21 protein-coding genes are annotated in these 22108 nt (G+C 56.2%); 12 read left to right on the top strand and 9 right to left on the bottom strand.

Features of this window, described 5'->3' with window-relative positions; translation table 11 throughout:
* Nucleotides 1-47: 47 nt before the first annotated feature.
* The 5 genes from F6V25_RS13855 to F6V25_RS13835 all read right to left on the bottom strand — a co-directional run bounded on the left by F6V25_RS13855 (nt 48) and on the right by F6V25_RS13835 (nt 4570).
* Nucleotides 48-641: a hypothetical protein gene (locus F6V25_RS13855; RefSeq protein WP_151129138.1), complete on the bottom strand. Its 594-nt coding sequence runs from the start codon at nt 639-641 to the stop codon at nt 48-50.
* 153 nt (nt 642-794) lie between these two features.
* Complete coding sequence (locus F6V25_RS13850; protein ID WP_151129136.1) at nt 795-1100, bottom strand: YciI-like protein; 306 nt, start codon at nt 1098-1100, stop codon at nt 795-797.
* 109 nt (nt 1101-1209) lie between these two features.
* The gene (locus F6V25_RS13845) at nt 1210-1884 is read right to left on the bottom strand and encodes a phosphopantetheine-binding protein (protein WP_151129135.1); all 675 of its coding nucleotides are present in this window, start codon (nt 1882-1884) and stop codon (nt 1210-1212) included.
* A gap of 179 nt (nt 1885-2063) precedes the next feature.
* On the bottom strand, nt 2064-2867 hold the full coding sequence (locus tag F6V25_RS13840; protein ID WP_151129134.1) for a DUF2971 domain-containing protein: 804 nt from the start codon (nt 2865-2867) through the stop codon (nt 2064-2066).
* 176 nt (nt 2868-3043) lie between these two features.
* Nucleotides 3044-4570, bottom strand: coding sequence for a B12-binding domain-containing radical SAM protein (locus tag F6V25_RS13835; protein WP_151129133.1), 1527 nt, complete (start codon nt 4568-4570; stop codon nt 3044-3046).
* A 423-nt stretch (nt 4571-4993) separates the two neighbouring features.
* Between F6V25_RS13835 and F6V25_RS13830 the strand changes: the two genes are divergently transcribed.
* The 3 genes from F6V25_RS13830 to F6V25_RS13820 all read left to right on the top strand — a co-directional run bounded on the left by F6V25_RS13830 (nt 4994) and on the right by F6V25_RS13820 (nt 9811).
* Entirely contained in the window at nt 4994-6322 is a 1329-nt protein-coding gene (locus F6V25_RS13830) for an anaerobic C4-dicarboxylate transporter (protein ID WP_151129131.1), read from the top strand.
* Between the two features lie 455 nt (nt 6323-6777).
* Nucleotides 6778-8475, top strand: a complete 1698-nt coding sequence (locus F6V25_RS13825; protein WP_151129130.1) for a methyl-accepting chemotaxis protein — start codon at nt 6778-6780, stop codon at nt 8473-8475.
* 286 nt (nt 8476-8761) lie between these two features.
* Entirely contained in the window at nt 8762-9811 is a 1050-nt protein-coding gene (locus F6V25_RS13820; RefSeq protein ID WP_151129128.1) for an acyl-CoA thioesterase, read from the top strand.
* 31 nt (nt 9812-9842) lie between these two features.
* On the opposite strand, the gene sixA is transcribed toward F6V25_RS13820, so the two are convergent.
* The gene (gene sixA / locus F6V25_RS13815) at nt 9843-10376 is read right to left on the bottom strand and encodes a phosphohistidine phosphatase SixA (protein WP_151129126.1); all 534 of its coding nucleotides are present in this window, start codon (nt 10374-10376) and stop codon (nt 9843-9845) included.
* Between the two features lie 298 nt (nt 10377-10674).
* On the opposite strand from sixA, the gene F6V25_RS13810 reads away from it, so the two are divergent.
* The 9 genes from F6V25_RS13810 (at nt 10675) to F6V25_RS13775 (ending at nt 18068) form a co-directional block, all read left to right on the top strand.
* Nucleotides 10675-11877 (top strand): PP2C family protein-serine/threonine phosphatase, encoded by a 1203-nt coding sequence (locus tag F6V25_RS13810; RefSeq protein ID WP_151129125.1) that lies wholly within the window; start codon nt 10675-10677, stop codon nt 11875-11877.
* A complete protein-coding gene (locus F6V25_RS13805) occupies nt 11874-12482 on the top strand; it encodes an ATP-binding protein (RefSeq protein WP_151129124.1) in 609 nt (202 codons plus the stop codon). The genes F6V25_RS13810 and F6V25_RS13805 overlap by 4 nt, the downstream gene beginning before the upstream one ends.
* 1 nt (nt 12483) lies before the next feature.
* Nucleotides 12484-12795: an STAS domain-containing protein gene (locus tag F6V25_RS13800; protein ID WP_151129123.1), complete on the top strand. Its 312-nt coding sequence runs from the start codon at nt 12484-12486 to the stop codon at nt 12793-12795.
* An 18-nt stretch (nt 12796-12813) separates the two neighbouring features.
* On the top strand, nt 12814-12963 hold the full coding sequence (locus tag F6V25_RS17045; RefSeq protein ID WP_191966198.1) for a hypothetical protein: 150 nt from the start codon (nt 12814-12816) through the stop codon (nt 12961-12963).
* A 191-nt stretch (nt 12964-13154) separates the two neighbouring features.
* A complete protein-coding gene (gene meaB, locus F6V25_RS13795) occupies nt 13155-14111 on the top strand; it encodes a methylmalonyl Co-A mutase-associated GTPase MeaB (protein WP_151129121.1) in 957 nt (318 codons plus the stop codon).
* Nucleotides 14108-14875, top strand: a complete 768-nt coding sequence (gene cbiQ / locus F6V25_RS13790) for a cobalt ECF transporter T component CbiQ (protein ID WP_151129120.1) — start codon at nt 14108-14110, stop codon at nt 14873-14875. Before meaB ends, cbiQ begins: the two co-directional genes overlap by 4 nt.
* Complete coding sequence (locus F6V25_RS13785; RefSeq protein ID WP_151129242.1) at nt 14872-15720, top strand: energy-coupling factor ABC transporter ATP-binding protein; 849 nt, start codon at nt 14872-14874, stop codon at nt 15718-15720. Before cbiQ ends, F6V25_RS13785 begins: the two co-directional genes overlap by 4 nt.
* Nucleotides 15721-15766: 46 nt before the next feature.
* Nucleotides 15767-17239: a D-glycero-beta-D-manno-heptose-7-phosphate kinase gene (gene rfaE1, locus F6V25_RS13780; RefSeq protein WP_151129118.1), complete on the top strand. Its 1473-nt coding sequence runs from the start codon at nt 15767-15769 to the stop codon at nt 17237-17239.
* 88 nt (nt 17240-17327) lie between these two features.
* Entirely contained in the window at nt 17328-18068 is a 741-nt protein-coding gene (locus F6V25_RS13775) for a response regulator (RefSeq protein WP_151129117.1), read from the top strand.
* A gap of 421 nt (nt 18069-18489) precedes the next feature.
* On the opposite strand, the gene F6V25_RS13770 is transcribed toward F6V25_RS13775, so the two are convergent.
* Genes F6V25_RS13770 through F6V25_RS13760 form a run of 3 tightly spaced genes read right to left on the bottom strand, consistent with a single transcriptional unit; the run spans nt 18490 to nt 21978 of the window.
* On the bottom strand, nt 18490-19203 hold the full coding sequence (locus F6V25_RS13770; RefSeq protein WP_191966197.1) for a class I SAM-dependent methyltransferase: 714 nt from the start codon (nt 19201-19203) through the stop codon (nt 18490-18492).
* Complete coding sequence (locus F6V25_RS13765; RefSeq protein ID WP_218043552.1) at nt 19190-20350, bottom strand: glycosyltransferase family 2 protein; 1161 nt, start codon at nt 20348-20350, stop codon at nt 19190-19192. The genes F6V25_RS13770 and F6V25_RS13765 overlap by 14 nt, the downstream gene beginning before the upstream one ends.
* 11 nt (nt 20351-20361) lie before the next feature.
* Nucleotides 20362-21978 (bottom strand): ArnT family glycosyltransferase, encoded by a 1617-nt coding sequence (locus tag F6V25_RS13760; protein WP_151129115.1) that lies wholly within the window; start codon nt 21976-21978, stop codon nt 20362-20364.
* Nucleotides 21979-22108 lie beyond the last annotated feature (130 nt).

Genomic DNA, 22108 nt, shown 5'->3' with positions numbered 1-22108 from the left:
CATTAACCAAGTCCCGTCAATGGTCTTTCTTTGCAGCCTGAAACCCGCTATTTCACGGCAAAGCCTTTATAGTCGGTGAAATCTTTATGATGCCCCTCTGTCAACTCCCGCTCATAATCAGCAACGGCCTCCTTGTACTCATCATTTGTCAAATTGTCCCCCATATCCTTACTGTCCATCTCGTAAAGGGTACATCCATCCGACCCGATCTCTGACAAGAGCTGTTCTTGCGACAGCGGAGTCAAGGTGACCCGTGCGACGACCCAACCCATCCGTGGCGATTGCTGCACATAGTAGATGTGATCGGGCTCAAAGCTGATCTTCGCCTCTTCAAGGCTTTCTGTTCTCGCAATGAGGTATTTTACTCCGGGTTCGATGTCGTATTTAACAATGCAGCTTTTGCCTTTTGTCACACCGATGATGCTCTGGTCGAGATAGGTGTGGAAGTTTATCGCCCCTCCCAATGACGTTGTCCTGGCGATTACCAACGCCGCTTTGCCGGCAGTGGGTTTTACTGTTTTGATATCGAAGTTGTCCTGTTTCAGAACCATGTGTGCCGGCGTACATGCCGTTAGCAGAAGAATAAACGGAATGACCAGCCACAATCTTTTTCCTCTCGACTGCTCGCAATGATTTTTCATGGCCTTGCTCCTCCTCGTATTGAGAGATGTTCACTCTACTGCTTAACGTTGTTGCCACCGAACCAAGAACACTTGCGAATCGGCTCTAGGGCGAGGCCAGGGGGCTGGTTTCCAAATTCCAAAATTCGAGAGCCCCGCCTCATCTTGCCTCATTTATGACTCCGGCCTAACCGGCGAAGTCGCGTCCTCGCCGACGACCGTTGTCCAGGGGCGCACGCGCCAGCTTGTAACGAGACCGTTTTTAACGTAGGGATCGGCAGCCGCGAACCGCTTGGCGACATCGTCCGACTCCCCTTTGAACAGCAGCACCGAAGCGTCCACCGGGTCGGCCAGCGCCCCGCCGAGAATGAGTTCGCCCCGTGCTTGTGCCTGCCAGGCAAGAGTGAGATGTTCGGCGCGAAACTCGGCTCTGCGCTCCAGATAGTCGGAAGAAACGTTGTAGAACAGTAGGTAGTGCATGAAAGCTCCTTGAAAAACAATTATGGTGTCACCCATTAAAAGGCTGTTGTCATGCCTGCAACTTGCAATTTTTGGAATTTGTAGACCCTTATCTTACTCCCTTTCCATTTCAGCCTGCCCCTAGATCATCAACAAATTTCGCGTCACGCGTGATGAGCGACTCATTTATTCCAAGTTGCTCAGCGGTAACGGTTTTTATCTTTGCAAAGACCTCTTCCTCTGACCATGTTCTGGAGTCGAGCGATTTAACTAGCTTTATTAGGTCTTTCACTTGTGACATTTCAGCCGGGAACTCCGAAGCGAACAACTGCGTGGTCATCACAAGAATGATATAAACTGGCAGAGTTGAAATAATTGCTAGGGAGAAAGGAAAGCCAAGCCAGAAAATGAAGGTGGCACAGGATAGAACGAAAAAGGCCGGGATTAAGCCGTAGATCATCCATTTGGGACGGACGAGTCGGTTCTGATAAAATACGCCTTCGCTCAATGCCGTCGTCACTTTTTTCCAGAGTTTCTTTCGTTTTTTTCTGGGGATTATGTCACCAAGATTTGTATCCGGTTTTATTTGATGCCTGGGAATGTGAGTAATTTCGATCAGTTTTTGTCTCGCGATGTAGAAAGAGTGTTGGGATGGACATGGGCCCTTGCTTGTGTGCCGCAAGCGTGAATGCACCAACTCTACCAGCTTCCCAACAGTTGTGCATTCGCATGCCTCGGAATCGGAAATCGCAATCTGAAACTCCTCTTCAACCGCCATCACCAATTCCACAGCATCTAATCCCATAAATTATTTTCCCTCTTTGTGCCAACAGTTCTGGCGCTGCGCCGTTTGCTACATCCGGTACCAAGCTTTGAAGCTAGTGACGCTTCCCCTCTTTTCTGTGTGAAAACCGGAAGGTGTCCCTAATTTTTCCCAATTTCCAAATATTAAATTTGTCGGCCTTACCCGCGTTTTCTTTCTGGTTATACTAACCCCAATTCCTTCGCAACAACATGCGGCATGTAGTCTACCTTTTCAAATTCAACTTTGAACTCAGATTTACTAAGATGGCCCCGCCAAAACTCAACTTGAGGGTTTTGGCCCTGAATGATGAGACACAAAATTTCCATCATATGTGCATCAGTATTCGGTCCAAAATAAATGGCTTTCAGTGCTTCTGACGGATATACATATAAAGTGCCAGCTTTCTGATGAATTAGCCGCCATTCTCGCTCGTATTGCCAGTTTATAGACTTTGTGCAGTAAAGGTCTGCGATGTGGTCAAAGTCGTTCTCGATTAAACATGTGGCAACATCTACCCGTGGAATGTCAGAACTGTAATGAATTTGTCTCAGCTTGTTAAACATTTCAGAGTCAGTTCTGAACTCCAAGCAGAATCCGCGATAGCATCCACCGTAATGCGCCCACATCAATAGGTCATCCATTTTTTCTGAAAAACATGACACCCCTCTAAGTTCTAAAAACTGTTGAACGTTTTGCTCAATAGCTGATTTGCTTGCTCGGAAAAACATGTCCTTTAGTTCGTCTTTGGTGGCCGTGAGGAACTGTTTTTTTACCGGTTCCGGCACATCTTCTCGTCCCACGTAATGTGAAATCAATTTGTCAAGATCTGTATCTGAAATCTCTTTCATAACAGTACTTAACGCGCAGTCGTACGGATCATTAAATAAAAGTGGGGAAGACATGTAAATGGACTGTGCTTTTAAGTTCTTTAGGCTGTAAGCATTTATGCTTTCGTACTTGTAAATATGTTCAGGTATTGCCATGATCTTCCCTCTGGTATAAATAAGTCTGGTTAGACCGCATGTCAGCTGCAATATAGTACGGATTATCTTCAGGACATTCAAATACCATCACAAATTAAACACGTTGCAATGGCTGTTCAGCAGACCACTCTGGACCGATATACAGCTTTTTATCAGAAGAGTCCATCGCAAGTTTGTTACCTGCGCAGCCCACCAGCCCTACCAACAAAAAACGCGGCGTGATTGGAGGTAAACAGGGGCGGGTCGTTCCTCATGATCGCCCCTACGGCCGGGTGGCGCTTGAACTCCTTGTCCAGAAAGCCCCGCACCTGTTTGCGGTCCCAGCCGTTGGGATGGCGGAACGCGGTGTAGAGGGACAGGTCCCCCTCGTAGAACGGGTCGATGCCGTAGCCGGCCGCCTCGTCGCCGCAGATCGGCATGTTGAACAGGGCCAGGTTCATGAAGGTGATGGCCTCGTGGTGGCGCACCACGAATTCCAAGGTGTGCCTGGCCTCGGCTTCGGTTTCGGCCGGGGTGCCGAACAAGAGATAAAGGTAGACCCCGATTCCCGCCGCTTGCAGATTGCGCAGCACCTTGGACGCCTCCCCGATATCGATCCCCTTGTGCAGCCGGTCCAGCACCCCCTGGTCCCCCGATTCCAGCCCCAGTTTGAGCATCACGCACCCTGAACGCTTTAGGGCTTGGCAGAAATCCGGGTCGGCCAACTCCCTGCCAAAACGGGCGAAGCCGTACCAGGTAACGCCGGGCGGATCGGCGGCCAGGGCCCGCAGGAAGGCCGGGCTCAGGGCGTTGTCCAGCAGGTGCAGCAACACCGGCTTGGTGTGGGTGGCGAGGGCGTGCAGGTCGGCCAGGGCCTCGCCAACCGGCAGCGGCGTGTAGCGGTTCCCCTCGGCCCGCTCCGGGCAGAAGGAACAGTTGTTCCAGTAGCAGCCGCCGGCAGTCGCGTAGGGGAGAATGAAGCCGGGGGCCAGGTAGTCGCCCATGGGCAGCAGGGTGTAGTCGGGCCTGACGCGCCCCTGGTCCGGGGCGGCGGAGCCCTGGAGTTCCAGCAGGGGGATCTCCCCCGGTCCCGCTATCAGGTGGTCCACCAGCCCGCCGAAGGGGTTCTGCCACCCCGGCTGGCGCAGCCACGAGGTGACCAAGCCGCCCCCCAGGACGATGCGCAGGGAGGGGAAGCGTTTCCTCACCAGGCCGATCATGGCAAAGGTGGTGAGCGCCTGGCTCAGGTAGTTGAGGGAAAAGCCGACCGTGGCGATGCCGTCGAGCCATGCCTCGAAACCGGCGCTGAACCAGGGATAGAAGGGGTTCTGTTCGGGATGTTGGGCGGCGAAGAGCAGGTCCGCGCTCCGCAGGGGGGAGAGGTGGGCGTGCTGATAGTCCGCAAGGCCGACGACCGCGCTGCCTGCCTGGCCAGCCACGGCCAGCAGACGGTTCAGGTCGCGCACGGCCCGGCTGTAGCGGTCTGGCGAGCGGTACAGGTCGCCAGACCGCAGGTCGGCCAGGTGGCGTGCGCGCCCCTTGGCGGCACGGCGGCTCCAAGTGTCGTCGGCGCTGCACGGTTGTTCCAATAACCAGAGCAGCCCTTCCAGGTTGGCGTCCAGCACTCGGCAGGGAAGGCCGCGGCTGTGCAGGGCGGCCGCCAGTTGGACGATACCGGCCGGCGGTTCGCACGGCTTGGCTACGGGGGGGAATATGAGGAGCATGTGGGCCATTATGATGAATAGAGGCCCCTATGGCAAGCCTGAGGATGGCTACCACCCCCGGCCCCTCCTAAGCTAGGAGGGGAGGAAAACGTCCAGTCCTTCCCACTCCTTGATAAGGAGGGGGTCAGGGGGGGGTGATTTCTTTGAACTCCCATAACCGGCGGTTATAACCTAACCTACGGTTATGTGAGTAGCTATCTCCTTGAAATCACAATGTCTACGCCATGATATACGCTGCCTCCATAACCTGCGGTTATGGAGGTTTCTCTCTTGAATACGGCGATTATGTTCACATTTGCGTAATAATATCGAAATGTTGCCAAATAATTGCCATGCTGGCATTGACTGTGCTTTAGCAAGGGATAGAGTTTAAGCGCGGATCATGTTAATCCGCTAATTTATCCCTCAAGGTGGAGGTTCGTCATGGCAATGTTCTGGATCCAATTTGTGCTCGTACTGGGTGCCGTACTCATAGGTATCCGCAGAGGTGGCGTAGCACTTGGTATGATCGGAGGTCTGGGCGTGTCACTGCTGGTGCTGGGTTTCCGCAGCGCCCCCTCCGAGCCTCCCATCGCCGTCATGCTGATCATTCTGGCGGTGGTTACGGCGTCGGCGACCCTGCAGGTTGCCGGCGGCCTCGATTACCTGGTGCAGTTGACCGAGAAGATGCTGCGCGCCCATCCCAAATACGTGACCATCCTGGCGCCGCTCTCCACCTTCTTCCTGACGGTCTGCTGCGGCACCGGCCATGCCGTGTACGCACTGCTCCCGGTCATCTCCGACGTGGCCCTGAAGACCAAGATCCGCCCGGAGCGCCCCATGGCCATCTCCAGCGTCGCCTCCCAGATGGGCATCACCGCCAGCCCGGTTGCGGCGGCCGTGACCTTCTTCCTGGGATTCGCCGCCAAGGCCGGGCATCCGGTCACCCTGATCGACATCATCATGGTCACCATGCCGGCCGGCATCATCGGTGTCCTGGCCGCCGCCGCCTGGAGCTTCAACCGCGGCAAGGACCTGGACAAGGACCCCGATTTCCAGGCACGGCTGCAGGACCCTGACTTCAAAAAGAACCTGGACGCCGATGTCACGACCCTGGGCAAGGAGATCTCAACCACCGCGAAGATTTCGGTGCTCCTGTTCTTCGCCGGCGTCGGCACCATCATCCTGCTGGCAAGCTGCCCCCAACTGCTCCCCCTGGGGTTGGATAAGAAGCCGATCCCCATGACCACGGTGGTTCAGTTCGTCATGCTTGGCTACGGCGCCTTCATCATGTTCTCCGCCAACGTCAAGGCCAAGGAAATCGCCCACTCCAGCGTGTTCATCGCCGGCATGATCGCGGTCGTGTCCATCTTCGGTATCGCCTGGATGAGTGATACCTTCATCACCGCCAACAAGAAGTTCCTGGTGGAGAACATCGGCATCATGGTCAAGATGGCACCCTGGACCTTCGCCATCGCCACCTTCTGCATCTCCGCCTTTGTGAAGAGCCAGGCAGCCACCCTCGCCATAACGCTCCCCCTGGGCCTGGCGCTCGGCCTGCCGATCCCGCTGCTCCTGGGCCTGATGCCGGCCAGCTACGCCTATTTCTTCTTCGCCTTCTACCCCAGCGACCTGGCCGCCATCAACATGGACCGCACCGGCACGACCCACATCGGCAAGTACCTGCTCAATCACAGCTTCATGATCCCCGGCTTGATCGGTGTCTCGGTATCGACCGTGGTGGCCTATACCATCTCGCAGGTGATGTTCTAGGCCGGAATTTCATCCGCGGCCCGGAGCCGCCAGTTTGTCCCGAACATGGGAGATCACAACGGAGTTGATCGCTCCATATTGAAAAGGTGGGCACGACAACGTGCTCACCTTTTTTGGGTCGAAAATGGAATCCGTACCCCCGGGGGGGGCGATAAGACAATATACACCTGCTCACCCAAAAGCACGTCTCCGTGGCCAAGGTCAACGGCAAGGAGATGCTCCACGTAGATCCCGCAAAACAGCACCCAGCTTGCCAATACCGTCATGCGGGATGTGAGCTTCATGCTCCGAACGGCACAGCGTGCCGCCACACAAAATGACAAGTGGCAAATCTTTAGTATCATCTCTTCATCGCCGTTGTTGACGGCCTGCCGTGATCGGGATGCACCGCTTGTAGCGCCTAACCTGGATAACGCATCGGAATGATACCACATCACCATTTGACGGAGGTTCGCATGAGCATTACAGGTAGCAAAATCAGCTTTTCCGCCAAGATACTCATCATGGTGCTGGCATCCAGCATCGGCCTGGCCGCGGTCACGGGCCTGATCGCCCTGAAACAGTACCATGCCGGCTACACCAGCTTTCTGAAATCCTACCGCCAGTCGCTCTTCAACGATTTCGATTCCCAGGCCAAAAGCGAGGTGGAAACGGCCGTAACCCTTTTGAAACGGCTCCACGAACGGAGCCTGAAAGGGGAGATCACCCTCGATGAGGCCAAGTCCCAAGGGGCCGACCTGCTCCGGTCGCTTCGGTACGGTAAGGAGGGCTATTTCTGGGCCGACACCACCCAGGGGGTCAATGTGGTCCTGCTTGGCGGCCCTGCCGAAGGCAAGAGCCGCATCAACAAAAAGGACGCCAAGGGGAAGTACAATATCCAGGAGATTATCAAAGCCGGGATGCAGCCGGGCGGCGGCTTCAGCGACTACTTCACCACCAAGAAGGACAGCACGGTGCCCCAGGCGAAACGAAGCTATTCGCTCCTGTTCGAGCCCTTCGGCTGGGTGGTCGGGACCGGCAACTATGTGGGCGACCTGGAGGCGTTGGTCGCAAAGGCTACCGAAGAAAATCGCAAGCAATTGATGGCGGGCATCTACACTATTGTGACGGTGATCGTGGTTCTGGTTATCCTCATCTCATTTTTGTCGGTGTTCATGACCCGACGCCTGCTCAGTTCCCTGGGCACCGAGCCGGATTATCTGGCCGAGATTTCCGGGCGGGTGGCGGAGGGGGACCTGACGTTGCACCTGGAGGCCGGACGAGGCGGGGTCTACGAGTCTATGCGGCGCATGGTGGAGAACCTGCGGCAGATCATGGAGCGGGTCAACCAAAACGCCAAGACTGTTTCATCTTCGTCGGAGACGCTTCAGAGTACCGCCGAGCAGACCGCCGCCAGTTCCCTGCGGGTGGTCGGTCAGGCCACCACCGTGGCTACCGCCAGTGAAGAAATGTCCGCCACCAGCTCGGATATCGCCAACAACTGCCACATGGCGGCGGAAAGCTCCAACCGGGCCAGCGCCACCGCCCAGCAGGGGGCCGGCATCGTGGAGGCGACCATCGAAGGCATGGGGCGCATCGCCGATAAGGTCCGCGGCACGGCCCAGGTTGTGGACAAGTTGGGCACGCGCTCCGACCAGATCGGCGAGATTGTGGCTACCATCGAGGATATCGCCGACCAGACCAACCTGTTGGCCCTGAACGCGGCCATCGAGGCGGCCCGGGCCGGCGAGCAGGGGCGCGGCTTCGCCGTGGTGGCCGACGAGGTGCGGGCACTGGCCGAACGGACCACGCGAGCGACCCGGGAGATCGGAGAGATGATCAAGGCAATCCAGTCCGAGACCAAACAGGCCGTTGCCGCCATGGAGGAGGGGGTCACCGAGGTGGAAAAGGGCACCACCGAGGCCGCCCGCTCCGGGCAGGCGCTGTCCGAGATCCTCGGCCAGATCAACGAGGTGACCCAGCAGATCAGCCAGATCGCTACGGCCGCGGAGGAACAGACCGCCACCACCCGGGAAATCAGCAGTAATATCCAGGATATTTCCGATACCATCCAGAAGAGCGCCCAGAGTTCCCAGGAGGTCAGCCAGGCGTCCTCGCAGCTTTCCCGTCTGTCGGTGGAGTTGCAGGATGTGGTCGCCAGCTTCAAACTGTAGGCAGGGCAGCCGGGGCGGGATACGACAAAAAAATCCCCGCGACCAGGAGGGGACCGCGGGGTGCCGTATGGGCCAGTCGTGTTATGCAGGGTAGACGATTCGTTTCCCGTTTTGGTTACAAAAAAGTTGCAGTGTCATGATTTTTTTACGCATGGCCGGGAAAACGCAGCCAGGACCTGCGAGACAGTTGCCGGAGCAGCGATAATGCTTTACTATTAGTACTACGTCGGGAAAAAACGGCCTGTATTCGAAGCGCTGGCTCCGGTGCAGGCGAGAGGACCCCCCTATGAACGAAAGCGAAAAAAACGGTGCAGCCATTACCCCGCACGATACGAGATACCTGTTTGTGCTCCCGTTCTCCACGGACCCCGTCCTGGCCAGGCGCTTTCTGGCGAGCGACCGGCATATGGTCGGCAATATCCGTTTCGGCAAGATTCTGGAAACCCTCGACAAGGTAGCCGAGAACACCACCCTGGCCTACGTCAACCGGTTTTACCCGGATGCCCGGGTCGTCACCGCCGCCATCGACAGCGTTGTGATCAGGAACCTGGCCGACACGAACCACGATCTGGTCTTTTCCGCCCAGATCAACCATGTGGGGCGTTCTTCCATGGAGGTGGGCATCCGGGTCGAATCCCTGGGGGCGGGGTGGGGGCATCTTGCCACCTGTTACTTCACCATGGTCGCCCGTTCGGCGGATAGCGGCGAGGCGAGGAGCCTCGCCCTGCCGCCGTTGACCTACGCCGAGGAGATCGAGGTAAAGCGCTACAAGAAAGCCGAGCAGCGGCGCCAGGCGTACCGGGAGAGCCTGGCGAAGGCGGAGGAGATGCCGTCCCTGGACGAGTACCTGTTCCTCAAAAAACTGCACAAGGAACAGGAGGCGGAGGGGTTCAGCGGCATACGGGTCGGGCAGCTGGTACTCGCATCGACCCAGCGGGCGTACCCGGAGCAGGAGAACGTGCCCAAGACCGTGTTCGGCGGCTACCTCGTCCGCAGGGCCTATGAACTGGCGGCCCTGGCCGCGGAGATGATCGCTCCCGGCAGGGTGGTGCCGTGCCAGGTGAACCGGATCAATTTCAACCAGCCGGTGTTTCTGGGCGACCAGCTCAAATTCATCGCGCGGGTGGTCTACACGGGCAAGACGACGATCACCGTCCAATCCGACATCGAGCGCTTCAGCCGGGACGCGGGCGACAAGGCCCTGTCCAACTCATGCCTGTTCACGTTCAGAAACGTGGACAGTGACCTGCAGCCCCAGCCGGTGCCCCCCATCTACCCGGTCACCTATGCCGAGGATGCGCGCTATCTGAACGCCTACCGACAGCGGGTGGATTGACGGCATCGGGAGTGACGGCCGGGGCCGGTTCTCATTTCGCGCCTTTCCCGGCAAAGGCCTTCTTGCAGGACTTCACAACCTTTTTGCCGGGCGCGATGGACCAGAGGAACGTGGCGGCTTTTTTCAACTTTGCCCCCCCCTTGTCGATGTCCAGTTCCAGGGCCACGCACCCCCCCTTCTTCAGGGCGACCGGGTTGGGGCTGTCCAGCAGGGTGGCCACCAGGGAGCCGAGCAGCGGCTCGTGTCCCACGACCATGACCCGTTTCGCGTCCTTCTGTTGCAGGATGTGACGGGTGAGTACCTCCAGGTCGCCGTCCGGCTGGAGCTGCTCGGCGATGATGGTTTTATTCTTCCGGCAGGCCAGCTGGGCCGCGATTTCCGCCGTCTGGACCGCCCGCACGAGCGGGCTCGACAGGATCAGGCGCGGTTTGTGCCCGCACTTTGTTACCCGCTCGACGACCTTCCGGACGTCGGCTCTCCCCTGTTCCGTCAGGTAACGCCACTCGTCGCCAGCCCCGTCCGTTCTCTCCACCGCTTCCCCATGTCTCAAAACGTATAATATCATCGGTTCCCCCCGTGTTTCGTTATGGATCAAGTATAGGCGCGCCAGAGGCTTTTGCAACCCGCGCGCCTGTTACAGATTGGCAACAAGACGCGTCGATCGGTGCCCGGTCTGGAACAGACGACCTCCCCCCTCCGCGCGAATTATCCCCTTTTCACCCATTCACCGGTGCCGGAATGTCGCAAGAACATTTCCCCCCTGCAACCCGATTGTAGCAATCGGCAGGTATGGTAGTGCCCAAGCCGGTTCATTACGGCAACCCATTCAAGTAGCGGTCGATACAGCAGGCGGGATTGGGATTATGACAGATCACGACAACCAGCAACTCCCCACCATCGACGGGGTCATGAGAAGCGTCACGCCGGTGCTTTCCGGCATGCCGGTCCGGGAGGTGGTCGCCATCTTCCAGGGTAACCCGGATCTGGTGATGATACCGGTCGTGGGCGCCGGCATATTCGAGGGGGTTATCAGCCGTCGGGATCTCTTTACCCGCCACCTTTCCCGGCCGTTTGCCATGGAACTGTTCGGCAAAAAACCGATCAGCTCCCTGATGAATTGCGCGCCGCCGGTCATCACCCCGGGATGCGACGTGAACGAGGCATTGGTCATGCTGCTGGAACACGACCCGGGCCTGGATACGGATTCCTTCCCGGTCATCCGCGACGGGGAATGCGTCGGGATCGTGCATGTGGCCGAACTCCTGATGGCCATATCCCGGTCCCAGGCCCGCCTCCTCGCCACTCTTGAGGCCCTGAACGCCAGAATCCATGAAGAGGTGGAAAAGGCTCGCCAAATCCAGCGGGACCTGCTTCCTCCGGCGGCCTGCCGCTACGCCGGTCTGGTGCTGGATGCGGTGCTGCTCAACTCCTCGGAGATCAGCGGCGATGTCTACGATTACTTCTTCATCGACCAGGACCGGCTGGGGGTCATGGTGGGGGATGTGAGCGGCCACGGCATCCAGTCCGGCATGGTGGCCACCGCCGCGAAGGCGGGACTGCACCTGCTGCTGGACAGTGGTGTGACAACCCCGGGAAAGCTGCTCGGCGGGATGAACAAGGCCGTGACCGCCACGGCGTCCAATTCCCTGATGATGACCGCCGTTGTTGCCGTCATCGACCGGAAGGCGGGCACGGCATCCCTTGCCAATGCCGGCCACAACTATCCGTTTCTGTACCGGTCGGCAGACGAAACGGTTGCCATGCTGGATGGGACCTCCGGTTTTCCCCTCGGTTTCGACCGGGACAGCGAATACGGGGAGATCGAGATCGATTTCGGGCGCGGCGACCTTCTGGCCCTCTACAGCGACGGCATCGTCGAGGCCAGCAACGGGGAGGGGGAGGAGTTCGGCTATGAACGCTTCGCCCACTACGCCCGGCATAACTCCGGGGAAAGCCCGGAATCCTTCCGGGGCGGGCTGCTTGACGAGGTGCGCGGTTTCACCGGCGCCGCATCCTTCGAGGACGACGTAACACTCCTAGTGGTTGCTGCGGAGCAGGTTCCATGATCGCCGGACTTCTAAAAAAATATCAAAGAGAGACCATCAATATGTTCAGTCTGAACACCCCTGGCGGGATCATCTGCTCTCCTGCCCCCCCGATCTCCTTCAGCGGGTTTCCCCTGGTGCACGAGTGGCCGGTTCTCTCCTCCGAGGACAAGGAAGAGATCATCGGCCGCGTGGAGCGCATTGTCGAAGGCGACGGCCCCTCCCACGAGTTTTTGCGGCAGCGCGCCGCCCTGATGGCTGATGAGATGCTGGAAAACGCCCTGTACGCCGCGCCCCGGGATACGGAAGGCAACCAGATCTACGCCAAGGGGGAACGACGCAGCCTCGTCCCCGGCGAGGAGATCGTGCTGCGCTGCGCCTTTGACGGCGAACGGCTCTTCCTGGAGGTCAGCGACAGTTGGGGGCGGCTTTCCCCCGAAACCGTGCAGGGATTCCTCGCCATCAACCTGGCCCATGATACCTCCACCGACCGGGCCGGACGCGGGCTCTACTTCATGTGGAAATTCATGAAAGATTTTTACGTCAATTTTGTGCCCGGCCTGAAAACATCAGTAGGGGGCTATCTCCTGCTTAATCCCGATTCATACGAATATGGAGCGATCTGACATGGATAATTTCAAGATTGAGATCAAAAACGGCAGCATCAACGACACGGTTCATTTTCACGGCAATATCGACAGCCATGCGGACAGTCACTTTGAAGAGTTGAACCAGAAGATCTCCAAAAAATCGGTGGTCTTCGACTTCAGCGGCGCTGGCCGCATAAATTCCATGGGCATCGCCCTGCTGCTCCGTTCCATCAAGAGCATCAAGACGGAAAAGCAGGCGGAGATCAGTATTCAAGGGGCCAGTCAGATCAATACCATGCTCTTCAAGATGACCGGTATCTATCTGCTGGCACCCGAGGCAAAGCGGTAATAACCAGGAGTCATTGCCATGTGGAACCCCAGGAAGTATTGGCGGGTCTTCGACTATTCGGACCTTGACCTGCAAATCGAAAAGTTCAGGGAATTGGCCGCCGAGTACAAAAAAAGCAACACGAGCTATTACGGAGAATACCTGTCGCGCATTCTGTTCGGCGAGTAGTTTCGCCGCACAGGGCGCGGATCTTGTCCCACGGCACCGCATCCACGGTCCGGTGCGACCCTGCCCTTGTCCCTCTTTCCGGGAGGCACCCCCGCCCCCTTTACCCGTTAGCAGAGGCGTTGTATTCACTTCCCGCCCGTGATATATGTACCCATTCGGTTGTGCATATCTTTCTTTGGGGAAGGTGCCCCATGTCCCTCGCAGATCAGGTTTTGAACGGTGATATCCGTGCCGCGGCGCGCATGATGCGCGATATCGACGACAATCGGCCCCTCGCGGTCGAGGAGTTGAAACGGCTCTACCCCCACACCGGCACGGCCTACATCATCGGCATCACCGGCCCCCCGGGGGCCGGCAAATCGACCCTGGTGGACCAGTTGACCGCCTCCTTCCGCAAAAAGGGGAAGAAGGTGGGGGTGGTGGCCATCGACCCCACCAGCCCCTTCACCGGCGGCGCCATTCTGGGTGACCGCATCCGCATGAACCGCCACGCCTCCGACGAGGGGGTCTTCATCCGCAGCCTGGCGACCCGCGGCGCCCTGGGCGGCCTGTCCCGCTCCACCTCGGACGTGGCGCTGGTGATGGATGCCCTAGGCATGGATATCGTCATCATCGAAACCGTTGGCGTCGGCCAGGACGAGGTGGATATCGTCAAGACCGCCCACACCACCTGTGTCGTCATGGTGCCGGGGCTGGGAGACGACATCCAGGCCATCAAGGCCGGCATTCTGGAGATCGGCGATATCTTCGTGGTCAACAAGGCCGACCGCGACGGCGCCGACCGCACCACCCGGGAACTGACCACCATGCTGGAGATGCGCAACGCCCCCGAGGGGGGATGGAACCCGCAAGTCCTCAAGACCGAAGCCCAGCGCGGTGTCGGCATAGATGAACTGTCGGGCGAGATCCTGGCCCACCGGGACTTCCTCTTTACCAGCGGCCGGATCGCCGATTTCGTACGGGAACGCAACCAACGGCATTTTGTGGATATCCTGCGGGACGGCCTCTACCGGCGCGCCCTGGCGTTCATGGGGCGCGACGGGACCCTGGAGCGGATCGTGGACGGCATGGGCGACAACACCCTCGACCCCTATTCGGCGGCCGAGGCGGTGATCTCGCGCATGACGGGAGGCGTGGCCGAACCATGAGGCACTTGCAGCGACAAGGCACCACGGGCGGGGTTGCCGCGGCTGTCGATCCGCGCATTCGCCTGCTGGCCGCCGGCGTGTTGCTGACGCTGGTCGTCAGTTCCTCCGGCGCGCTTTTCCCCTGGGTCGTGGCGGCCTTCTGCCTGCCGGCGGCTCTGGTGCAGGGCATGGGACTGCGGACGCTCGTTTTGCGCCTGCTGCACCCCCTGTTCATCGCCGCGGTGGTTCTCATCCTGAAATCGTGCATGGGGGCGGGGAGCGCTGTCGAGTTGTTCCGGCTCGGCTCCTTTGGCGTCGCATTCCACGCCGAAGGCTTCCGTGCCGGTTTGGTGATCGCCTCCCGCATCATGGGGGCGGTGTCGGTAGCGGTGCTCCTGGGGCAGGTGGCGACCTTTACCGAAACCATGGCGGCCCTGGCTTGGCTGCGCGTCCCCCGCGCCCTGGTGGAGGTGACCCTGTTCGCCTGGCGCTCCCTGTTCATGCTGTACGACGATGCCGCCACGGTCTACACGGCCCAGAAAAACCGCCTCGGCTACTGCGGCCTGCGCCGCGGCCTCCGCTCCTTCGGCACCATGGCCGGCATGCTGGTCATCCGCGCTTTCGACAACAGCGACGCCATGACCACCGCCATGACGCAACGGGGCTACGACGGCTCCCTGCCGCTTCTGCGCGGCGCCCGCCTGAGTCTGGCCCAAGTGGGCGGGCTGGTGGTCTTTGCCGCCCTGGCAACCGCCGCCTGGAGCGTACAAAATTGGCCGCGATGACCCCGCGCCTCAGCGCCCGGATCGCCTCGTTCCGCTACCCCGACGGCACCGCGGCCCTGAGCGACATCAGCCTTGAGGTCATGCAGGGGGAATTCTGCGGCATCCTGGGCTCCAACGGTTCCGGCAAGACCACCCTGCTCAAGATCCTGGACGGTATCGTCAAGGAGTATGACGGCCAGGTACTCCTGGACGGGGACGAGATCCGGCGGCTTTCCCCCCGGGAGATCTACGGCAAGATGGGGCTGGTGTTCCAGAATCCGGACGACCAGCTCTTTGCCCATTCGGTGTACGAGGATGTGGCCTTCGGCCCCCGTAACATGGGGTTTGGCGAGGCCGAGGTGGGCCGCAGGGTTTCCGAGGGGCTGGAGGCGGTGGAGATGGCCGGCCTGGCCCACAAGGACATCCAGAATCTGAGTTACGGCCAGAAAAAGCGGGTCTGCATCGCCGGGCTCCTGGCCATGGGGCACGAAATCCTGCTCTTGGACGAACCGACCGCCGGTCTTGACCCCATGGGGGAACACCGCATGATGGAACTCTTGACCCGCCTGAACCGGGAGTCGGGGGTGACCATCGTCATGGCGACCCATAGCGTGGACCTGGTGCCGGTCTTTCTCTCCCGCCTCCACGTCCTGAGTCGGGGAGGGCTGGTACGCAGCGGCACACCGGAGGAGGTCTTCCATTCCCCGGAGGAGTTGGCAAACGTCAAGCTGCGCCTCCCCTACATCGCCGAGCTGATCCACCGGCTGAGGATCGACGACCATCTCCCCTTCAAACGGCTCCCCCTGACCATCGGCGCGGCGCGTCGGGAGATCCTGGAGACCATGGGCGGGCGGGAAAGACCATAACAGGTCGTTAATAAGCGACGCATTCTGACATACACGTGGAGTTACTGTGGACCGAAAATCGCTGGAATCCTTGTTTAACCACATCGGTGCCGTCAAATGCCTGGTCATGGGCGACCTGATGCTGGACGAGTACCTGTGGGGCAAGACCGAGCGCATCTCCCCTGAAGCCCCGGTGCAGGTGGTGGATGTGCTGCGCGAGGAATTGCGCCTGGGGGGTGCCGGCAACGTGGTCAACAGCCTGCGGGCCCTGGGGGCGCAGGTGACGGTCTGCTCGGTCGTGGGACAGGACGCCAACGGCGAAGTCTTGTTGTCCGCCCTCGGGCGCCAGGCGGCCGGTACGGAGGCCGTGTTCCGCGATCCGGGGCGGCGCACCAGCCGCAAAACCCGGGTGGTGGCCTCCAACCAGCAGATCGTGCGCATCGACCGGGAATCGCGCACCCCCCTGCCCAAGGATGTGGAAGAACAGGTCTGCGCCTGGATCGCCGCCCACGCCGGGGAGTTCGGCGTCATCCTGCTCTCCGACTATAACAAGGGGGTTCTGACCCAGCGGGTCATCGAGGCCGCCGTCGCCGCTGCCGCCAAAGCCGCCGTCCCCGTGCTGGTGGACCCCAAGGGGGCGGATTTTGCCCGCTACCACGGCGCGACCATCCTGACCCCCAACCGCAAGGAGGCCGAAACCGCTTCCGGGATGGCCATCCGCGACATGGACTCCCTCTCCCGGGCCGCCGAGTCGATCATGGAGACCGCCGGGCTGGAACATCTGCTGATCACCCGCAGCGAGGAGGGGATGTCCCTGTTTACGCGCCACGGCGCCGCGGTCCATATCCCGACCGTGGCCCGGGAGGTGTTCGACGTCTCCGGGGCCGGCGACACGGTCCTGGCCACCCTGGCGGTGGGCATGGCCTCCGGGCTGACCATGGCCGAGGCGGCCGGGCTGGCCAACGTGGCCGCCGGCATTGCGGTCGGCAAGCTGGGAACCTCCACGGTTGCGCCAGGAGAGATCATCAATGCCGTGGCGCTCGGCCACCACGACAGCGAGTCCAAGATCAAGAACCGGGATGTGCTCCCCGCCATCATCGAGGCGGAGAAGGCCAACGGCAAGCGGATCGTCTTCACCAACGGCTGCTTTGACCTGCTGCACGCCGGGCATGTCAAATACCTCCAGAAGGCGCGCCGCCTTGGGGATGTCCTGGTGCTGGGCCTCAACAGCGACGCCTCGGTGCGCCGGCTCAAGGGCCCCAAACGCCCCCTGATCGACGAGGATGAACGGGCTCACCTCCTGGCGGCCCTGGACTGCATCGATTATGTGGTGATCTTCGACGAGGACACCCCCCTGGAACTGATCACGGCATTGAAGCCCCATATCCTGGCCAAGGGGGGGGACTACACCGCCGACGGGGTCGTGGGCAAGGATGTGGTGGAGGCCTACGGCGGGCGGGTGGAACTGGTTTCGTTTGTGGACGGCAAATCCACCACCAACATCATCGAACGGGTGCTGGAGCGCTATTCCGGCAACTGACTCGGGTTGCATTAGCCGGGTTTTATCCTACAATTCTAGCAGGACATGAAGATTTAATCTTACTTGGTGTGATCGAAGAGGAGTGGTTATGTCAGAACAAGCCGTCACCGATCGGGAACTGTGGATTCTGGGGGTACAAGCGGAGAGCGGTCGCGGGCAGGTCCTCACGTCATACCTGGAGAGCGGCGGCTACAAGAATCGCCTGGAACGCCTGGAAAACGTGGCCTCGGGCCGCCCCCTCGGCATCATCCTGGACATCTCCCCCTTTTCCGACGACGGCTGGGGCCTGCTCCGCCAGATCAAGAGCGATCCGACGACCCGCAACATCCCCATCCTGCCGGTGTTTTTGAGCGAGAAGGGCGCCATAGGGGGCGTGTTCCCGGTGGCCGGCTTCTTTACCCTGCCGGTGGATGACCATTACCTCCTGGAGCGGCTGGCGGTGTACGGCCTGACCGAGGACGCCGAAACCTGGGACCTGCAGGCGCTGGTCGTTTCCCGCTCGGGGGAGGAAAACCTTGCCAGGGCCGTGGAATCGGTGGGGTTCGAGATCGTCAAGGGATATACCGGCAAGGAGGCCATGGCGCTGATCTCCATCAGGCCCAAGTACTTGGTCTTCAGTACCCTGATGCTCCCGGACATGTCGGCCTTCGAGCTATTGGAGAAAATCCGCCTCTACCCTTACAGCCGCAATACCCCCCTGTTCGTGCTGCTCAAGGAGGAGATGAAGGAGGGGGAAAAGAAGGCCATGGCGCGGGAAGTGGCCAATCTGGTGTCCAAGAAGCAGCTTACCTGCGAGGAGTTTCTGGGGTATCTGCGGCGGCGGGAGTGATCTGGATAATCCGGCAGACAACAACAAAAAGACGGCCGTTTCCTTTCAGGGGGAACGGCTGTTGTTGTTTAAGATCATCCAGATGTCGCGACGACAGGAACCCCTTCAAATCTTCAATCTTGTCCTTGACGTCCTTGAACGGCCTCATCTTCCACTTATCCGCTCCTCCAGTTTGATGATACGGAATCCTGCCGACGAGGATGCCGCGGCATAAATTTGCCGGTGTTGTACTCACCTCGGATGATGCCGCTGATTCGCCAAGAGCGTTGAAGGCGGTTATCACAAAGTTAGTAGGGTCAGCCCTGACAGGGGGGAGGAGGTGTAACCGGAAACCACGCTTTGAATGTGTTCATTTTTACCCACCACGTTAATAATGCAGGTTTTGACTGACAAACCAGGTCGCCCAAATTGTTTCTGTTTATCAATTGGTAGTTGGTTGCTTGATTGACCAATAGAAATACTGTGCACCCAGAGGAATACTACTCAACCATTTTTCCGAAAATCTCAAAAATCGTAGAAATTTAGGAAAGAAAAAATAGTAACACACCTCTTTTTGAACAAAGCCTGCTATCGCCGTTATCCTTTTGAGCATGTAAGGGCGTACAACTATGGCATCTGCATCAAATGGATTATTCCTCATTGCTCTCATCATAAGAGGATTTTTGGGGTTGTTTTCAAAAATAAAGAAATTCCCACCAACCCGGCAGATCCGGGATATTTCAGAAATGATCTTTTTGTGATGGAGAGGGGGGATGTGATGGAACGTCCCATTTGAATAAATCAAGTCAAAATAGCTGTCCGGAAAAGGGAGTTCGAACGCATCGGAATGAATGAATTCAACTCCTTCGATATTCCTCTCCCGCGCAGCACGTATCGATTGGGCAGAAGAGTCAATGGCATAGATAGATGCTTCAGGAAATGTCTCTTTTAAATATATTTCAGTGGCACCTGCCCCACAGCCAAAGTCAAGAATCCTTATTTTGTTGAGTGATTGGAATTGCTCAAAAACGCGCGATTTCATCAGCTGAAGCCGGAGTTGAATGAAAAACTCAAACTGTTCCCCGCTGATGCGTGATACCTGATTAATTATGTTGCGGTACTCACCAACATATTCATCAAAATTAATCTCTGGCATTCTTGCTCCCATGTTTTAGAAATAGGATAGAGAGCATAAAACCATTAAAGATCCCCTGCACTGCTATTGTAAGCAGTGTTAAGGATGGCACCAGTTTACGCATAGTTGTTTGATAATCGAGTGGTGAAAATCCTTGAGCATACCAGTGCCATGTACAGGTAGTAACACCTGTAATGCCAACTCCCCCAAGAATCAATGAAACTAAAAGAAGCTTCTCAAGAGTCAATTTTTTAATTATCTGATCAAATTTTTCGTTCCAGGGAAGAATGCCGACTGTTCGGGTATAAATATTTGCAAAAATACCGGAGAATAGAATTTGTACACCAAGTATTATTAAGAATGCCATTACCAGAAGAGAGTGCACGTCAAGAACAGCATTACCGATTTTTACCGTTCCATGTCCGAGAACCGCTTCACCGGTTGCCCCTGCAAGAATCAGTAAAGCACCGGGAAGGGTAAAAAGCCAATTGGGGGAATGCAAAAGCATAAAGCGTAAGTGCCTCCAGCCATCTCGCCACCGCCTCAAATGAGGTGGTCTAGAGCGTCCATCCTTATGCAGAGTGATAGGCACTTCAGTCATTTTCAATCCGGCAAGATTTGATTTAATGACCATTTCAGATGCCCACTCCATTCCCGTTGTTACAAGATTAAGCTTTATAATTTCTTTCTGACGGAAAGCCCGCATGCCACAATGGAAATCGCTCAGTTTAGTATGGAATAACAGTTTTCCTATGCCAGTGAGTACAGGGTTTCCAAGGCGTCTGTTAAGTAATGGCATTGCACCTGGCATAATAGTTCCTTTTAAACGAGTCCCCATACAAACATCATAGCCCTGCCGTAAAGCTAGAATCATCGGCCATGATTCATCGAAATGATAGCTGTCATCGCTGTCTCCCATCAGAATAAAGTCACCTTCAGCCTGCTCAATGCCGTATTGGAGTGCAGCACCGTAGCCCCGAACAGGGCAATTGACAACTCTGGCACCACAACGCCTTGCAATCTCCTGGCTGCCATCCGTTGAGCCATTGTCGGAAATTACTATTTCGCCATCAATTTTGTTGTCTTCAAGTAGTTTTGCCGCTCTCTTTATACATATTTCCAGCGTTTCAGCCTCATTCAGGCACGGCATCAGGATAGTCAGTTCCACGAGGTCCTCCCTCAAATTCTATAACGATAAACAACATATCCACCAATGTCAGGATACAAATTTCGAGTCACGACTTCTATTCCGTATTCAGGATTTATTGATTTATTACCTAGTGGATCAAGTAGTTCCATAAGTTCCTGTCTCCTGGAAAGAACTGACTCAGTATCAATTAATAGAAAATGAACCCCATGTTTTCTGCCATAGTCAATGACTTCCTTAACGCCCCCTTTCGGAAGTGTTACCACCGGCCGGTCCGCAAAATAACCAACTAACCCCCATCGGGTCATGATGATTTCATTTTTTGATGAATTCAATTTTATAAATTCACCCGGTTCCTTAAATATTTTTTCAGTTTTATGGGCCTCATAAATTAGTCCTTGATAACTATTGTCGGCCAGTTTGTAGGACTCAAAAGAAATGTATGAAATAATTATTATAATGATAAACTCTATTACTGCTTTATTGAACGTAGGTTTTGTTAATAATTTGAGTTTATCAATAATATACTTAGTTAATTTAGCAAAAACTTCCATACCTGCAATAAAACAAACGAAAAATACTGGAAACACAGAATAAAGATAGGAGTGGCTTTTCGATACATTTACTATGTAATTCGGAGCTGTAACTGCCAATAAGATTAAGATATAAGGAACGTTTGTGGCTCTCCTCCCCCAAAGGAGTGCTATAATTCCAATTAATGATATTATATGCATCCAAGGCGGAAAAGTTCGGTAATATACATTGTAATAAGCTTTTATATTATCTTTGATCGCGTTTATGAAGTTTGGAAGCGTACCATAATACTCCTTCCAGACTGATACCCCTGGCTTATTTTTTTCCAATTCCCCTTTTGAGTCTAACTTTACAACACCATCCTGCCCCTTCAGTGCTGCTTCAGATTTTGCGGTAATACCCCAGTACCCCGTCTCGTTATGAAATGCGATTAAATAAGGACCTGTGAGAAGCATAAATCCAAACAAGATAGAAATAGGTAGAAAAAATATTTTTATATTTTTGATATTTTCTCTATTTAATAGCGGAATAAGGCACATTGTAAATCCACAGGCAAAGCCAGCAATACCTTCTGGTCTGGCTAAAAAGGAAAGAGAAAATAATATTCCTGCTCCAAAAAGCCATTGTATGTTTTTTTTATCCAAGCCATTTTTTAAAAATACAATTGCTGAAAGTAAATATAAGAGATAACTGGATTGACTCAGGGGTGATGTTGAGAAATACAGGCTAAAAGAAAAGAAGGTCCACAACAGGCATACTGCCAAAGCAAGGAGACGGGGAAAATATGATCTGGCAAGAAAATACAGAGGGAAAACGATACAAGCATCCATAAAGATTGAAGCAAGGCGAGCCGCATACTCTAATTCTATCGGTAAAAGTGAAAAAAAAGAAATAATTATTGGATAGCCAGGAGGCCTCCCACTTACATATAGTGGTTGTAGCTGCACTATTCTTTTTGCTATTTCCATGTATCCTATGGCATCCTGTTCATGAATCATCATGGGATGCTGATAGGTGATGATAAAATGATATCTTATGGCAAATGCCAATAGGCAGATACCTAATGCGCAGATGAGATCCCAACGGTCTTGAAGTAATCGACATAATTCTTTCATAAGAATTTTTTCAAATGCTCCTCAATACAGGTGATCTTTTACTTGTACGAATACTACAGAAATATACTTTAGATTGCAATGTTATCCAATCTCAAAATAATGTACGAGCGCGAAACGCAAACAGCCGTTC

The sequence above is a fragment of the Oryzomonas japonica genome, assembly GCF_008802365.1.
Lineage (GTDB): Bacteria > Desulfobacterota > Desulfuromonadia > Geobacterales > Pseudopelobacteraceae > Oryzomonas > Oryzomonas japonica.
This window is presented reverse-complemented; position numbering and strand designations above follow the sequence as displayed.

Excerpts from the sequence above, each read along its gene's own strand:
- F6V25_RS13820 (WP_151129128.1), top strand. The coding sequence starts at position 8,762 with ATGAACGAAAGCGAAAAAAACGGTGCAGCCATTACCCCGCACGATACG.
- F6V25_RS13845 (WP_151129135.1), bottom strand. The coding sequence starts at position 1,884 with ATGGGATTAGATGCTGTGGAATTGGTGATGGCGGTTGAAGAGGAGTTT.
- F6V25_RS13775 (WP_151129117.1), top strand. The coding sequence starts at position 17,328 with ATGTCAGAACAAGCCGTCACCGATCGGGAACTGTGGATTCTGGGGGTA.
- F6V25_RS13760 (WP_151129115.1), bottom strand. The coding sequence starts at position 21,978 with ATGAAAGAATTATGTCGATTACTTCAAGACCGTTGGGATCTCATCTGC.
- F6V25_RS13835 (WP_151129133.1), bottom strand. The coding sequence starts at position 4,570 with ATGCTCCTCATATTCCCCCCCGTAGCCAAGCCGTGCGAACCGCCGGCC.
- F6V25_RS13830 (WP_151129131.1), top strand. The coding sequence starts at position 4,994 with ATGGCAATGTTCTGGATCCAATTTGTGCTCGTACTGGGTGCCGTACTC.
- F6V25_RS13855 (WP_151129138.1), bottom strand. The coding sequence starts at position 641 with ATGAAAAATCATTGCGAGCAGTCGAGAGGAAAAAGATTGTGGCTGGTC.
- meaB (WP_151129121.1), top strand. The coding sequence starts at position 13,155 with ATGTCCCTCGCAGATCAGGTTTTGAACGGTGATATCCGTGCCGCGGCG.
- sixA (WP_151129126.1), bottom strand. The coding sequence starts at position 10,376 with ATGATATTATACGTTTTGAGACATGGGGAAGCGGTGGAGAGAACGGAC.
- cbiQ (WP_151129120.1), top strand. The coding sequence starts at position 14,108 with ATGAGGCACTTGCAGCGACAAGGCACCACGGGCGGGGTTGCCGCGGCT.
- F6V25_RS13850 (WP_151129136.1), bottom strand. The coding sequence starts at position 1,100 with ATGCACTACCTACTGTTCTACAACGTTTCTTCCGACTATCTGGAGCGC.
- F6V25_RS13840 (WP_151129134.1), bottom strand. The coding sequence starts at position 2,867 with ATGGCAATACCTGAACATATTTACAAGTACGAAAGCATAAATGCTTAC.
- F6V25_RS13800 (WP_151129123.1), top strand. The coding sequence starts at position 12,484 with ATGGATAATTTCAAGATTGAGATCAAAAACGGCAGCATCAACGACACG.
- F6V25_RS13805 (WP_151129124.1), top strand. The coding sequence starts at position 11,874 with ATGATCGCCGGACTTCTAAAAAAATATCAAAGAGAGACCATCAATATG.
- F6V25_RS13785 (WP_151129242.1), top strand. The coding sequence starts at position 14,872 with ATGACCCCGCGCCTCAGCGCCCGGATCGCCTCGTTCCGCTACCCCGAC.
- F6V25_RS13810 (WP_151129125.1), top strand. The coding sequence starts at position 10,675 with ATGACAGATCACGACAACCAGCAACTCCCCACCATCGACGGGGTCATG.
- F6V25_RS13825 (WP_151129130.1), top strand. The coding sequence starts at position 6,778 with ATGAGCATTACAGGTAGCAAAATCAGCTTTTCCGCCAAGATACTCATC.
- F6V25_RS17045 (WP_191966198.1), top strand. The coding sequence starts at position 12,814 with ATGTGGAACCCCAGGAAGTATTGGCGGGTCTTCGACTATTCGGACCTT.
- F6V25_RS13770 (WP_191966197.1), bottom strand. The coding sequence starts at position 19,203 with ATGCCAGAGATTAATTTTGATGAATATGTTGGTGAGTACCGCAACATA.